Origin of the sequence: Streptomyces sp. NPDC044984 (assembly GCF_040646935.1) — a bacterium.
GTDB lineage: Bacteria > Actinomycetota > Actinomycetes > Streptomycetales > Streptomycetaceae > Streptomyces.
The window spans coordinates 114,754-129,467 of sequence record NZ_JBEZBE010000017.1 but is presented as its reverse complement, the minus strand read 5'-3'; the positions used below and the strand labels follow the sequence as shown (position 1 = coordinate 129,467).

The 14,714-nt window shown below is 70.9% G+C and carries 11 protein-coding genes; 9 read left to right on the top strand and 2 right to left on the bottom strand.

The window, feature by feature from the left end; translation table 11 throughout:
- Positions 1–226 precede the first annotated feature (226 nt).
- From AB0A94_RS20145 to AB0A94_RS20130, 4 genes are all read left to right on the top strand, one after another.
- The gene (locus tag AB0A94_RS20145) at positions 227–1,393 is read left to right on the top strand and encodes an aminotransferase class III-fold pyridoxal phosphate-dependent enzyme (RefSeq protein ID WP_361746059.1); all 1,167 of its coding nucleotides are present in this window, start codon (positions 227–229) and stop codon (positions 1,391–1,393) included.
- Positions 1,394–1,547: 154 nt separating this feature from the next.
- Positions 1,548–3,290 (top strand): IucA/IucC family protein, encoded by a 1,743-nt coding sequence (locus AB0A94_RS20140; protein WP_361746141.1) that lies wholly within the window; start codon positions 1,548–1,550, stop codon positions 3,288–3,290.
- Positions 3,185–3,856, top strand: coding sequence for a GNAT family N-acetyltransferase (locus AB0A94_RS20135; RefSeq protein WP_361746139.1), 672 nt, complete (start codon positions 3,185–3,187; stop codon positions 3,854–3,856). Before AB0A94_RS20140 ends, AB0A94_RS20135 begins: the two co-directional genes overlap by 106 nt.
- A gap of 228 nt (positions 3,857–4,084) precedes the next feature.
- Positions 4,085–6,073 carry an ATP-dependent DNA helicase gene (locus tag AB0A94_RS20130; protein ID WP_361746057.1) on the top strand — a complete coding sequence of 663 codons (1,989 nt, stop codon included), beginning with the start codon at positions 4,085–4,087 and terminating at the stop codon, positions 6,071–6,073.
- A 167-nt stretch (positions 6,074–6,240) separates the two neighbouring features.
- On the opposite strand, the gene lexA is transcribed toward AB0A94_RS20130, so the two are convergent.
- Positions 6,241–7,020, bottom strand: a complete 780-nt coding sequence (gene lexA, locus AB0A94_RS20125; RefSeq protein ID WP_030227721.1) for a transcriptional repressor LexA — start codon at positions 7,018–7,020, stop codon at positions 6,241–6,243.
- 520 nt (positions 7,021–7,540) lie between these two features.
- On the opposite strand from lexA, the gene nrdR reads away from it, so the two are divergent.
- The 3 genes from nrdR (at position 7,541) to AB0A94_RS20110 (ending at position 12,467) form a co-directional block, all read left to right on the top strand.
- Positions 7,541–8,107 carry a transcriptional regulator NrdR gene (nrdR, locus tag AB0A94_RS20120; RefSeq protein ID WP_361746055.1) on the top strand — a complete coding sequence of 189 codons (567 nt, stop codon included), beginning with the start codon at positions 7,541–7,543 and terminating at the stop codon, positions 8,105–8,107.
- 165 nt (positions 8,108–8,272) lie between these two features.
- A complete protein-coding gene (locus tag AB0A94_RS20115) occupies positions 8,273–11,167 on the top strand; it encodes a vitamin B12-dependent ribonucleotide reductase (RefSeq protein WP_361746053.1) in 2,895 nt (964 codons plus the stop codon).
- Positions 11,168–11,348: 181 nt separating this feature from the next.
- Positions 11,349–12,467 carry a hypothetical protein gene (locus AB0A94_RS20110; RefSeq protein WP_361746051.1) on the top strand — a complete coding sequence of 373 codons (1,119 nt, stop codon included), beginning with the start codon at positions 11,349–11,351 and terminating at the stop codon, positions 12,465–12,467.
- Between the two features lie 161 nt (positions 12,468–12,628).
- Here AB0A94_RS20110 and AB0A94_RS20105 read toward each other — a convergent pair whose 3' ends face one another.
- A complete protein-coding gene (locus AB0A94_RS20105) occupies positions 12,629–13,162 on the bottom strand; it encodes a TerD family protein (RefSeq protein WP_361746049.1) in 534 nt (177 codons plus the stop codon).
- Positions 13,163–13,319: 157 nt separating this feature from the next.
- Here AB0A94_RS20105 and AB0A94_RS20100 point away from each other — a divergent pair, with 157 nt between their 5' ends.
- The gene (locus AB0A94_RS20100; RefSeq protein ID WP_073930647.1) at positions 13,320–13,925 is read left to right on the top strand and encodes a YdbC family protein; all 606 of its coding nucleotides are present in this window, start codon (positions 13,320–13,322) and stop codon (positions 13,923–13,925) included.
- Between the two features lie 118 nt (positions 13,926–14,043).
- Complete coding sequence (locus AB0A94_RS20095) at positions 14,044–14,703, top strand: histidine phosphatase family protein (protein WP_361746047.1); 660 nt, start codon at positions 14,044–14,046, stop codon at positions 14,701–14,703.
- The last annotated feature ends 11 nt before the right edge of the window (positions 14,704–14,714 follow it).

The following is a 14,714-nucleotide window of genomic DNA, read 5'->3' as shown; positions in this document are numbered from 1 at the left end:
TACAAGCCGCCTGACCTGGCCGATCTTCCGGAGATGCGCTGATTTGAGGCCGGTGGCCCCCGAGTTGCCGGCCCATGGGGCCGGGATCCCGGAGCGACCCGTAACCCGGTGGGTGGTCCGCGGTTGGTAGCGGTGGGGGATCCGCTGCCCGCATCCGGATTCCCCGTGTCGTGGTTCGGCGGGAACGTCGTGGTTCGGCGGGAACAAAAGGGGAGGACCGAGGACGGTGGCGCAATCCACGGACGAGGGGCGAGGGACCGGTGTCCTGCCGGTCGTCCCCGTGCGGGCGCGCGAGATGACCATCGAGGGCGCGGACGGCCGGCGCTATCTGGACTGCCTCTCCGGTGCGGGGACCCTCGCGCTCGGGCACAACCACCCCGTCGTGCTGGAGGCGATCCGCGGCATCATCGACTCGGGCGCGCCCCTCCACGCCCCCGGCCTGGCGACCCCGGTGAAGGACGCCTTCGTCACCGAACTGTCGCGCACCCTGCCCCCCGGGCTCGCCGAACGCGCCCGCGTGCGCTTCTGCGGAACGGGCCGTGACGACGCGGTGGCCACCGCCCTCCGGCTCGTACGGGCGGCGACCGGACGGGCCGGTGCCGAACTCGCCGACCACCGGCCGGAGCCCGCGCTCGACGACACCGCGTCGGGTGTGCGCCGTCCTGCCGGGGTGATCGTCGAGCCCGTGCGGGACGACGACGGGGTGCTCCCGGCGCCGGACGCCTGGTTGCGGCGGCTCACGGCCGACCGGTCCGTCCCGTTGATCGTCGACGAGACGCTCACGGGGGTCGGACGGACCGGCACCTTCTGGGCCGTGGAGCACAGCGGCATCACGCCGGACGCGATGGTGCTGTCCACGGCGATCGGGGGCGGCCTGCCTCTGGCCGTCGTGGTCCACCGCGACGACCTCGCCCTGCCCGTCTCCCGCGTCCACACCGGCAACCAACTCGCCCTGGCGGCGGGCACGGCGACCCTCGCCCACGTCCGCGAGAACGGTCTCGCCGGACACGCGGCCGCCCTGGGCGTCCGCATGCTGAGCCGGCTCCGGACGCTCGCCGGTGAGCTCGCCTGTGTGGGGGACGTACGAGGGCGGGGGCTGCTGATCGGGGTCGAAGTGGTGGCCCCGGAGGCGCCGCCCGACGGCACACCCCGGGACCGCGCCGCGCCCGGACTCGCCGCCGCCGTACGACGGGAGTGCCTGCGACGCGGTCTGATCATCGGCCTCGGCGGCCCCCTCGCGAGCGTCGTACGACTGCTCCCGCCCTTGACGGTCACGGAGGAACAGGCGGCCGCGGTGCTGGACCGACTTGCCGACGCCCTCCACGCGGCGGCCCGTGACCACCCGCACGGGGCGCCTCGCGTCTCCGGCCGCCGTCACGCACGGACGGGCTGACGGCACGAATCCCCGCTCCCGTCACCGCACCACTCTCCGAGGACCCGCCTTGCACACGACCCCCGCACCGGCCGACCGCACGAACCCCGTGGTTCCCCACCAGGAGACAACGCCGCCCGGCACCGAGCGGCCCGGGAGCACCGGCACCGGCCTCCTGGACCATCCCGACCCGCGCCGGGCGGCCCACATGGCGGCCCTGGAGAACCTCCTGCGCTGCTGGGTACGCGAAACCGGCCTCTCCGCCCCGGACGGCGACACCCTGCACCTCCTCCTGCCGGCCAGCGGCACGTCCTTGCTGGTCCCCGTGCTCCACTGGTCCCCGACCGGCTGGCACCGCTTCGGCCCTCCCCGCCTGGCCGATGCCCCGGCCCTCGCCCCACCGGTCGACGCCGTCCTGCTCGCCGCCCTCCTCAGCAGGGAGAACGCCGGCATCCCGGAACCGGTACGTCCCCCGGTGGGCGACGGCACTGATCTGGTCGCGCGCGTCGCCGACTCCGTACGGCGTGTCACCGCCTTCGTCAGCGACCGGCGGGCGAACACGACCGACCATCCCGACCTCTTCCTCGCCGCCGAACAGTCACTCGTCCTCGGGCACCCGCTGCACCCGGACCCGAAGAGCCGCGAGGGCCTCTCCGACGCCGAGGCACAGCGGTACTCTCCCGAGTCACGGGGCTCCTTCCCGCTGCACTGGATGGCTGTCGCCCCGTCCCTGCTCGCCACCGACTCCGCCTGGACCGAGCGCGGACGCCCCGTCCCCGCGGCCCGCCTCACCGCACGTCTCGCAGGCCCCGGACTGCCGCTGCCCGACGGCTACGCGGTTCTCCCCGTGCACCCCTGGCAACTGAGCCAGGTCCGCCACCGCCCCGAGGCCGCCGCACTGCTGGACGCCGGACTGCTCCGCGACCTCGGTGGCCACGGCGCCCCGTGGCACCCCACCTCCTCCGTACGCACCGTCCACCGGACCGGCGCCCCGGCCATGCTCAAGCTGTCCCTGGGCCTGCGCATCACCAACTCCCGCCGCGAGAACCTCCGCAAGGAACTCCACCGGGGGGTCGAGGTCCACCGCCTGCTGCGCACCGGACTGTCCCGGCGGTGGCGGGCCGCGCACCCCGGCTTCGACATCGTCCGGGACCCGGCCTGGATCGCCGTGGACACACCGGCCGGTGGCCCCGTGCCCGGACTCGACGCGGTGATCCGGCACAACCCGTTCCAGCCGCACGACGACGTCGCCTGCGTCGCCGGACTGCTCTCGCCGCGGCCCCGCCCCGGTGGCCGTACGGGATCCCGGCTGGCCGAGATCGTCACCCGCCTCACCGGTCGCACGGGGCGGCCGTCCGCGGCTGTCGCCGCCGAGTGGTTCCTGCGGTACCTGGAACACGTGGTGCGGCCCGTGCTGTGGCTGGACGGAGAGGCCGGCATCGCCCTCGAGGCGCATCAGCAGAACACCCTGCTGCTGCTGGACGCCGACGGCTGGCCCGCGGGCGGACGCTACCGGGACAACCAGGGTTACTACTTCCGCGCGTCGCGACGCGCGGAACTCGACGCCCGGCTGCCCGGCATCGGTGAGCACAGCGACACCTTCGTCTCCGACGAGGTCACCGACGAACGCTTCGCCTACTACCTGGGCGTCAACAACGTCCTCGGGCTCATCGGCGCCTTCGGCTCCCAGCGCCTGGCCGACGAACGGCTGCTGCTCGCCGCCCTCCGCCGGTTCCTCACCGCCGTGTCCGCCGGACCGGCCCGGACGCGCAGCACGCTGCCAGCCCACCTGCTGGACTCACCCGTCCTGCGCTGCAAAGCGAACCTGCTGACCCGGCTGCACGGTCTCGACGAACTCGTCGGCCCGGTCGACACCCAGTCCGTCTACGTCACCATCGCCAACCCCCTGCACCCGTGATGTCCGACCACATCGGCGACTGGGGCCCGACCCGCACTCCCGCGGGCCTGTTCCGGCTCGTCCCCGTCCGGGTCGAGCGGGATCTGCCTCTCCTGTCGCGGTGGATGAACGACCCGGCCGTCGCCGTGTACTGGGAACTCTCCGGACCGTCGGCCGTGACGGCCGGCCACCTGCGGGCCCAACTCGCCGGTGACGGACGCAGCGTTCCATGCCTCGGCGTCCTGGACGGTACGCCGATGAGCTACTGGGAGATCTACCGCGCGGACCTCGACCCCTTGGCCCGCCACTACCCGGCCCGGCCCCACGACACCGGACTCCACGTCCTCATCGGCGCCGCCGGCGACCGGGGGCGGGGCCTCGGCAGCGTCCTGCTCAGAGCGGTCGCCGACCTCGCCCTCACCAGGAGGCCCGCCTCGCCGCGTGTCGTCGCGGAACCCGACCTGCGCAACATTCCCTCCGTCACCGCCTTCCTCAACGCCGGCTTCCGTTTCTCGGCCGAGGTCGATCTGCCCACCAAGCGGGCCGCCCTCATGGTCCGGGATCGCTCCCTGCGTCATCTGATGTAGCGATCCGTCACCGTGCTCTCGCAATGGGTACACCGCTCACGCTGCCGCGGTTCCCACTCGCGCCGCGGCAGTTTCCCGGCCACCTGCCCCGGCACGGCTGTCCGTGCCACGCCCCAGCAACTCTTCAGTCCTCACCCCACCCGACAGAGGAGCCCCCGTCTTGATCACATCCCCAGCCCACGCAGTGATCGCACGAATGTCAGTGCCGGGCCGTAGGGTGGTCGCGCTATGACGAAGCCCTCACTCCCCGAACTCCTGCACGCCGCCGTCACCGCCGTCGGCGGCACGGAGCGCCCCGGCCAGGTGGCCATGGCCGAAGCCGTCGCCGAGGCGATCGACGACGGAGCCCATCTGCTGGTCCAGGCCGGCACCGGCACCGGAAAGTCGCTGGGCTATCTGGTGCCCGCGCTCGCGCAGGGGGAGCGGGTGGTGGTGGCGACGGCCACCCTGGCCCTGCAGCGCCAGCTGGTGGAGCGGGACCTGCCGCGCACGGTGGAGTCACTGCATCCGCTGCTGCGCCGCCGCCCGGAGTTCGCGATGCTCAAGGGCCGCTCCAACTACCTGTGCCTGCACCGGCTGCACGAGGGCGTGCCGCAGGACGAGGAGGAAGGGCTCTTCGACCAGTTCGAGGCGGCCGCGCCCACCAGCAGACTGGGCCAGGACCTGCTGCGCCTGCGCGACTGGTCCGACGAGACGGAGACCGGCGACCGGGACGACCTCACGCCGGGCGTGTCCGACCGGGCCTGGTCCCAGGTGTCGGTGTCGTCACGGGAATGCCTGGGCGCCACCAAGTGCGCCTACGGCGCCGAGTGCTTCGCCGAGATGGCCCGTGAGCGCGCCAAGCTGGCCGAGGTGGTCGTCACCAACCACGCCCTGCTAGCGATCGACGCCATCGAGGGCGCCCCGGTGCTTCCGCCGCACGAGGTGCTGATCGTCGACGAGGCCCACGAGCTGGTCTCCCGGGTCACCGGAGTCGCCACCGGGGAGCTCACCCCCGGGCAGGTCAACCGCGCGGTGCGGCGCGCCGCGAAGCTCGTCGACGAGAAGGCCGCCGACCAGCTCCAGACCGCCGCCGAAGGATTCGAACGGCTGATGGAGCTGGCCCTTCCGGGCCGGCTGGAGGAGATCCCGGAGGACCTCGGATACGCGCTCATGGCGCTGCGCGACGCCTGCCGCACCGTCATCTCCGCCCTCGGCAACACCCGCGACAAGTCCGTCCAGGACGAGGACGCGGTCCGCAAACAGGCGCTGGCCTCCGTGGAGAGCGTGCACGACGTGGCGGAGCGGATCACGCACGGCTCCGAGTGGGACGTCGTCTGGTACGAGCGGCACGACCGCTTCGGAGCGTCCCTGCGTGTCGCCCCGATGTCCGTCTCGGGCCTGCTGCGGGAGAAGCTCTTCACCGACCGCTCCGTGATCCTGACCTCCGCGACACTGAAGCTGGGCGGCGACTTCAACGGCGTGGGAGCGTCCCTGGGGCTCGGTCCCGAGGGCGCCGAAGGCGATGACCTTCCCCGGTGGAAGGGCGTCGACGTCGGCTCGCCGTTCGACTACCCCAGGCAGGGCATCCTCTACGTCGCGAAGCATCTGGCGCGCCCGGCCCGTGACGGTGACCGCGGGGACATGCTGGACGAGCTCACCGAGCTGATCCAGGCGGCGGGCGGCCGCACCCTGGGGTTGTTCTCCTCGATGCGGGCCGCCCAGCTCGCCGCCGAGGAGCTGCGCTCCCGCATCCCGGAGTTCCCGATCCTCCTCCAGGGGGAGGAGACGCTCGGCGAACTGATCAAGAACTTCGCGGCCGACCCCAAGACCTGCCTCTTCGGCACGCTGTCGCTCTGGCAGGGTGTCGACGTACCGGGTCCGAGCTGTCAGCTGGTGGTCATGGACAAGATCCCCTTCCCGCGCCCGGACGACCCCTTGATGAGCGCCCGCCAGAAGGCCGTGGAGGAAGCCGGCGGCAACGGCTTCATGGCGGTCGCCGCGACCCATGCGGCGCTGCTGATGGCACAGGGCGCCGGCCGTCTGGTGCGTGCCTCGGGCGACCGGGGCGTGGTGGCCGTACTGGACCAGCGGCTGGCCACTGCCCGGTACGGCAGCTATCTGAAGGCTTCACTGCCCGACTTCTGGTACACCACGGACCGCAACCAGGCCAGGAAGTCGCTGGCCGCGATCGACGCGGCGGCGCAACGGGCGGAGGCCGGGACGACGGCGCAGTGAGTGAGGTGGCGTGCCGCGGCACGCCACCCACCGGAAGCCCACGCCACCCACCGGGACCGGCGGCCGCAGTCGGCCCGTCCGGACAGCACAGGACCCCGGAACCGGCGCAGGGGTCCCGGGGCCCGGTCAGGGGCGGGGCGGCCGTCCGGGCCGGCCCCGCGCCGTGCTCAGACGCGCCGTAGAACGGCCACCACCTTGCCCAGAATGGTCGCGTCGTCGCCCGGGATCGGCTCGTAGGCCGCGTTGTGCGGGAGCAGCCAGACATGGCCGTCCTCCCGCTTGAAGCGCTTGACGGTCGCCTCGCCGTCGAGCATGGCCGCGACGATGTCCCCGTTCTCGGCGACCGGCTGGCGGCGGACCGTCACCCAGTCGCCGTCACAGATCGCGGCCTCGATCATGGAGTCGCCCACGACCTTCAGCACGAACAGCTCACCGTCACCGACGAGCTGCCGGGGGAGGGGGAATACGTCCTCGACGGACTCCTCGGCGAGGATCGGGCCACCGGCGGCGATACGGCCGACCAGGGGCACGTAGGACGCGGCCGGCTTGCCGGCGGTGTCCGTGGGCTGCACGGAGGCGGCCTGGTCGGAGCCGCGCACCTCGTAGGCGCGCGGGCGGTGCGGGTCGCGGCGCAGGAAGCCCTTGCGCTCCAGGGCCATCAGCTGGTGGGCCACGGAGGACGTGCTGGAGAGACCGACCGCCTGGCCGATCTCACGCATCGACGGCGGGTAGCCGCGACGCTGCACCGAGTCCCTGATGACCTCGATCACCCGGCGCTGGCGGTCGGTGAGTCCGGAGCTGTCCGCCCGGATGCCGGGAGGTCGGCCCGGCAGGGAGCGCTTGTGCCCCTCGGGATTCGTGGCTTCGTTCATCGCGTGCACCGGCTCGATCCGGCCCTGGGGGCGGTCCTGGGCAGTGATGGCGGCACTGTCTGCGGTGGTGGTCACGTCGGCCCCTCTCGATGGTCTCCCTGCAGCACAACGGTAGTTGCTTTCGAAAGGTTGCGCCAAACACACGTTCGAGTGAAAAATCGCGAATCGCCGTACGCCATCTCTCGTCAAGGTGTATCGGTCGCCGTGCTTCCCGTCGGGCGAACGGGCCGATGGTTGTACTCTTCACCGCTGAGGCGACGACCTCGCGGCTGCGGGCCTCAGTCTGCCACCGGGTGCTCCGCGGCGCGTGAAGCGGTCCCGCTCTCTTCGGGAGTCGCACACCCCCTCCACGCCTCCGGCGCGGCGCCCCCTCGTCGTCCGGCGTGTCCTGCCCGCCCCGACGTGCGCGACACGCGTGCAGTCGTGGATGTATGAGTCAATCACCACATCTAGTGGTTGGATTACGGCAGCAGCCCAGAAGTTGTGGTCCCCCGGGTCTTCGGGCCTTTCGAGATCGCCTATGCTGGTGCTGCTTCGTGAGGCCCGAGAGGCCCCGCGAGGCCATTGAGTCTGCTGTGAGGAGGGTTGGGAGTTCATGCACTGCCCCTTCTGCAGGCACCCCGACAGCCGTGTCGTCGACAGCCGTACGACCGACGACGGCACGTCGATCCGCAGGCGCCGCCAGTGTCCGGACTGCTCCCGTCGTTTCACGACCGTGGAGACGTGTTCGCTCATGGTGGTCAAGCGGTCCGGAGTCACCGAGCCCTTCAGCCGCACCAAGGTCATCAACGGTGTGCGCAAGGCGTGCCAGGGGCGGCCCGTCACCGAGGACGCCCTCGCCCAGCTCGGGCAGCGCGTCGAGGAGGCGGTGCGGGCCACCGGAAGCGCCGAGCTGACCACCCACGACGTGGGGCTGGCCATCCTCGGCCCGCTGCAGGAACTCGACCTCGTCGCCTATCTGCGGTTCGCGTCCGTCTACCGGGCGTTCGACTCGCTGGAGGACTTCGAGGCCGCGATCACGGAACTCAGGCGGGCGGAGCGGCCCGCCGGGGACGACGGGCACGACGGGGACGGCGAGGGAGCCGCCCCGGGGGGCCGGGAAGACGACAGCGGGCCCGGCGGGGCCGTCCAGGTCCCCGCGCCCGCTCCCGCCGCCGGCTGACCGGCGGGCCGGCCCGGCACGCCAGATGCGGGGACCGGCCGGGCGGCGGCGATGAGAAGACCTGCTGCGGGCAGACGAGTGGGTGCCCGCAGCACCAGACAGAACACCGTGCCACGGGAACAATCGGGGCACTTCAGGGCGTTTTCGCCCGTACAGGGAGGCGGCATGACAGAGACGGCGAGCGGTCCGGCACGGAGTTCCCGGGCCAAGGGCAACAAGGCCGGCAAGGGACTGCGTGTCGAGCGCATCCACACCACTCCCGGAGTCCACCCGTACGACGAGGTGGCCTGGGAGCGCCGTGACGTCGTCATGACCAACTGGCGCGACGGCTCGGTCAACTTCGAGCAGCGCGGCGTCGAGTTCCCCGACTTCTGGTCGGTGAACGCGGTCAACATCGTCACCAGCAAGTACTTCCGGGGCGCCGTGGGCACCCCGCAGCGCGAGACCGGCCTCAAGCAGCTGATCGACCGCATCGTGAAGACGTACCGGAAGGCCGGCGAGGACCACGGGTACTTCGCCTCGTCCGCCGACGCCGAGATCTTCGAGCACGAGCTGGCGTACGCCCTCCTGCACCAGATCTTCAGCTTCAACAGCCCCGTGTGGTTCAACGTGGGCACGCCCCAGCCGCAGCAGGTCTCCGCCTGCTTCATCCTGTCCGTCGACGACTCCATGGAGTCGATCCTCGACTGGTACAAGGAAGAGGGCATGATCTTCAAGGGCGGTTCCGGCGCCGGCCTGAACCTCTCCCGGATCCGCTCCTCCAAGGAACTGCTGTCCTCGGGCGGCAACGCCTCCGGCCCGGTCTCCTTCATGCGCGGAGCCGACGCCTCCGCCGGAACGATCAAGTCCGGCGGCGCCACCCGCCGCGCGGCCAAGATGGTCGTCCTCGACGTGGACCACCCGGACATCGAGGACTTCATCGAGACCAAGGTCAAGGAAGAGGAGAAGATCCGCGTCCTGCGCGACGCGGGCTTCGACATGGACCTGGGCGGCGACGACATCGCCTCCGTCCAGTACCAGAACGCCAACAACTCGGTCCGCGTCAACGACGAGTTCATGCAGGCGGTCGAGCAGGGCGGCAAGTTCGGCCTGCGCGCCCGGATGACCGGCGAGGTCATCGAGGAGGTCGACGCCAAGGCGCTCTTCCGCAAGCTCGCCGAGGCCGCCTGGGCCTGCGCCGACCCGGGCATCCAGTACGACGGCGTCATCAACAACTGGCACACCTGCCCCGAGTCCGGCCGGATCACCGCGTCGAACCCGTGCAGCGAGTACATGCACCTGGACAACACGTCCTGCAACCTGGCCTCGCTGAACCTGATGAAGTTCCTCAAGGACGACAGCCAGGGCAACCAGTCCTTCGAGACCGAGCGCTTCCAGAAGGTCGTCGAGCTGGTCATCACCGCGATGGACATCTCGATCTGCTTCGCGGACTTCCCGACCCAGAAGATCGGCGAGAACACCCGCGCCTTCCGCCAGCTCGGCATCGGCTACGCCAACCTCGGCGCCCTGCTGATGGCGACCGGCCACGCCTACGACTCCGACGGCGGCCGCGCCCTCGCCGGCGCCATCACCTCCCTGATGACGGGCACGGCGTACCGGCGCTCCGCCGAACTCGCCGCGATCGTCGGCCCGTACGACGGCTACGCCCGCAACGCCGACGCCCACAAGCGCGTCATGAAGCAGCACGCCGACGCCAACGGCACCGCCGTGCGCATGGACGACCTGGACACCCCGGTGTGGGCCGCCGCCACCGAGGCCTGGCAGGACGTGGTCCGCCTCGGCGAGAAGAACGGCTTCCGCAACGCCCAGGCGTCCGTGCTCGCCCCGACCGGCACCATCGGTCTGGCGATGTCCTGCGACACCACCGGTGTCGAGCCCGACCTGGCGCTGGTGAAGTTCAAGAAGCTGGTCGGCGGCGGCTCGATGCAGATCGTCAACGGCACCGTCCCGCAGGCCCTGCGCCGCCTGGGCTACCAGGAGGAGCAGATCGAGGCGATCGTCGCCCACATCGCCGAGAACGGCAATGTGATCGACGCCCCCGGCCTCAAGCACGAGCACTACGAGGTGTTCGACTGCGCCATGGGCGAGCGCGCCATCTCCCCGATGGGCCACGTCCGCATGATGGCAGCGATCCAGCCCTGGATCTCCGGCGCCATCTCCAAGACGGTCAACATGCCGGAGACGGCGACCGTCGAGGAGGTCGAGGAGATCTACTTCGAGGCCTGGAAGCTGGGCGTCAAGGCGCTCGCCATCTACCGCGACAACTGCAAGGTCGGCCAGCCGCTCTCCGCGAAGACCAAGGAGAAGGAGAAGGCCGAGGTCACCGAGAAGGCCGAGGACACGATCCGGGCCGCGGTCGAGAAGGTGGTCGAGTACCGCCCGGTCCGCAAGCGCCTCCCGAAGGGCCGCCCGGGCATCACCACCTCCTTCACGGTCGGCGGCGCCGAGGGCTACATGACCGCCAACTCCTACCCGGACGACGGTCTCGGCGAGGTCTTCCTGAAGATGTCGAAGCAGGGTTCGACGCTCGCGGGCATGATGGACGCCTTCTCCATCGCCGTCTCGGTGGGCCTCCAGTACGGCGTGCCGCTGGAGACGTACGTCTCGAAGTTCACCAACATGCGCTTCGAGCCGGCCGGCATGACGGACGACCCGGACGTGCGGATGGCGCAGTCGATCGTCGACTACATCTTCCGCCGCCTGGCGCTGGACTTCCTGCCCTTCGAGACGCGCTCCGCGCTCGGCATCCACTCCGCCGAGGAGCGCCAGCGCCACCTGGAGACCGGTTCGTACGAGCCGTCCGACGACGAGGTCGACGTCGAGGGCCTGGCCCAGTCGGCACCGCGGGCCCAGGAGCTGAAGGCGGTGTCCACGCCGAAGGCCGAGGCCGAGGCGGTCAAGCCGGCCCCGAAGCAGGCCCACACCAGCGCCGAGCTGGTCGAGATGCAGCTGGGCATCCAGGCCGACGCCCCGCTGTGCTTCTCCTGCGGTACGAAGATGCAGCGCGCCGGTTCCTGCTACATCTGCGAGGGCTGCGGCTCGACGAGCGGCTGCAGCTGAGACTGGGCGGAATCGCGGGGGACGCGACATCCCACGTAACCCGCGCACATAGCTGACCAGCAGCTCAAGAAGGGGACCGGCCGTCGGCCGGTCCCCTTCGCCGTGTATCGCGGTTGCCGCCGCAGGTGCTGCGCTGGCAGACTCGAGGCGTGATCAAGAGAATCGAGTCCTCCGTCCGCCGGTGAGCGAGACGCCCGGGACCGGGCTTCCCGGATCCAGGACCACACTGTTCGAGCACGCCCTCCGGCTGCATGAGCTGACACCCGACACCCCACTGCCGCGTGACGGCGAGCCGTATCCCGACGAAGAGCGTTACGGCCGTGGGCCGCGACCGGACGGTCCGCGTGACCCTGATCAGCTCGGGGCCGAGGTCGCGGCCATCCTTGATGAGTACTTCACCGACCCACGGTCCGTGCCCGGTCAACTGGTCGGCCGCTTCCGCGACGTCCACGTGCCCATTCATCCCAACACACGCATCACCGAGGCTGCCCTGCGAGCAGGAGCGCGGGCCAGGGAGGCCGGACGCCGGCTCGTCAGGCACGGAACCGAAACCGACGACGTCGTCGTAGGTCTGGCCCTGTTGGCCGCGGCGGGCACGGTCGACGATGTTCCGTACGTCCAGACCATCGGGCTCCTCTCCTGCACCTTCGGTCCACTGGCGGCGCACGCGCTGGAGCGGCTGCCGGAAGGCGCGGGGCCACTCCTCTGGCTGGCGGATCGAGTAACCGGCTGGGGACGGGTCTACGTGGTCGAGGCGCTCTGCCGACTGGTCGACGGTCATGCGGACGTCCGACAGTGGATGCTTCGGAGAGCCGTTGACGGGGACTTCCTCAACGGATACTTCGCCGGCAAGGTCGCCCGAGCCGCGGGCCTTCACCAGGCTCTGGCCGGATCGGCCGTGGATGCCGGGATCGTGGACCACGCAGGCAGGCTCCTCGACGTTCTCACCTACTGCCAGGGCATGGGCATGACCCTGGCACGCTATCCGCACGCCGAGGAGGTACTGGCCGCACACCTGCGTCACCTGAAGCGGCTGGGGCCTTCCCCCAGCCGGTACTGCATCGCCGCACTCCTCGCGAGGAACCTCGGCGAGCAGGGCGACGAGGCCTCGATCGCACCCGTCCGTCGTTGGCAGACCCATCGGGACGGCTATCTGGCACTCCTGGACCAGGAGGACTGGTGCGAGACGGCAAGGAACGCCCTGGCAGCTGACGACCATGGGATGGTCCGGCTCGCCGGGGCGGCATCCGACTTGGCGCTGCGGGCGTTCGGTGATCCCGCACCGGCCGACGAGGAATAGCGCCCCTCAGGAACAAGCGCTCCGCACCCGTACGCGTCCGGGTGCCGCCCGGACGCGAGTGGACAAGCCAGGCGGTGGTGCGGGAGTTCCGGCACCACCGCCCTCGGTGTTCCGCTGTGCCGTGCCCGGGGGCCGTCGAGTGACGCCCGGGTCCCGCGCCGTCACGCCCGGCGCGACGTCCCCATCACACGGGTGAAGGCCGCCGGATCGCCCTCGAACCCCTGGACACCGGGGCGGAACTCCCAGGCCCCCGATCCGTCCCGGACGAACTCCGCGACCGTCGCCGCCGTGGCCCCGAGGACACCGCCGAAGTCGTCCTCGGCCAGCACGGTGTACCCCTCGCGGATGCGCAGACCGGGGTTGCCCACCCCGGAGAACGTCCGCCGTCCCTGGTGCTGCTGTATGACGACGCCGACCACCACGCGCGCGTACCGCTGGTCGAGCCGGTCCAGTTCCAGCGTCATGACCTCGTCGTAGCCGAAGCCCTTCCCGTCCTTGCTGTCCCGGTTGAGCGTGATGGTGCCGTCGGGGGACCGACTGTCGAAGTGCACCACGTAGGCGGGAGCACCGTGCGGTTCGCCCGCCTGATAGGGCGCGGCGACGAGATCCAGGTCGGTGGAGGGCTGCCCCGACGGACTCGGGTCCCACCTCAGCGCGATCTCGACCTTGCGGATCCCCTTGTTGAGGCCGTTCACCAGTCTTCCCCTTCCCCGCGACCGTCCTGCCCGCTCACCCCAACTGCCGGGTACTCCCGACAGGTTGTCCATCCTGCCACGCGCGTGGTGGCGGACGCCGGTAAGCAGTCACCCCGAGGGTGACCGACGCCCCGCTCCCTGGCCTTACGATGGCGCGGTGCTGGTCAAGTGGATTCGCTGCACCGTGGTGGACCGCCGCGGGTTCGAGCGGGGGCAGCGGAAGTGGGCGGGGCTTCTGGGGGAGCCGGGGTTTCGCGGGCAGGGCGGAGGCTGGAGCCGGGGGCGCCCGGACGTGGCGCACATCTTCTCCTTCTGGGAGAGCCGCGCCTTCTACGACTCGTTCATGGCCCGCTCCCACGACCGGCTCGCCTCGGCCCAGTCGGGCACGTTCAAGGACGCCCAGGTCAGGCTCTTCGACCACCGCTTCGACGTGAAGACCGGCTTCGAACCGCGCTTCACGGACGCCGACCTGCTCAGGGTGGCGCTGTGCCGCGTGCACGAGGAGCGGTCGGAACACTTCGTGCTGATGCAGGAGAAGGTCTGGAACCCGGCCATGGCCGGATCGCCCGGCATGGTCCGGGGGCTGTTCGGAGAGGCGCCCGGGCACGAGTTCCTGGTGCTGTCGATGTGGCGGTCGGCCGCCGAGCACGGCAAGTACCGCACCGAGCGGGTGGAGCGCCTCGCGCTGAGGGCGCAGACGGAGGCCGACGTCGCGGCCCTGGCGGGGGACATTGTGGAGATGGAATCGGCCTGGACGGTGTGATGTCCGGGCACGCGACGGTGCACGCCGGCGTGACGCGGGGTGCGGAATGTGTGTGACCTACGCCGTATGGGGCCCGCGCGAGTGCTCGTCCGGCCGTCACCCGATCTAGGGTCTTGGCATGGCACGACCACGGCGCATCGTCCTTGTCCGACACGGCGAATCAACGGGCAATGTTGATGACTCCGTCTACGAGCGCGAACCCGATCACGCCCTGGCCCTGACCGGGCGGGGCAGACGGCAGGCGGAGGAGACGGGTGAGCGGTTGCGGGAACTCTTCGGCCGTGAGCGCGTCAGCGTCTACGTCTCCCCCTACCGCCGCACGCACCAGACGCTGAGCGCCTTCCGGCTCGACCCGGGGCGGATACGCGTACGCGAGGAACCGAGGCTGCGCGAGCAGGACTGGGGCAACTGGCAGGACCGTGAGGACGTGCGTCTGCAGAAGGCCTACCGGGACGCCTACGGGCACTTCTTCTACCGGTTCGCCCAGGGGGAGTCCGGAGCCGACGTCTACGACCGGGTCGGCGGCTTCCTGGAGAGCCTGTTCCGCAGTTTCGAGGCCCCCGACCACCCCCCGAACGTCCTGATCGTCACCCACGGTCTGGCCATGCGGCTGTTCTGCATGCGGTGGTTCCACTGGACCGTGGCGGAGTTCGAGTCGCTGTCGAACCCGGGGAACGCCGAGATGCGGATGCTCGTTCTGGGGGAGAACGGCAAGTACACCCTCGACCGGCCCTTCGGGCGCTGGCGGGATCCGGAACCCTACGGGATCACCGGATAGACAGAGGGTCA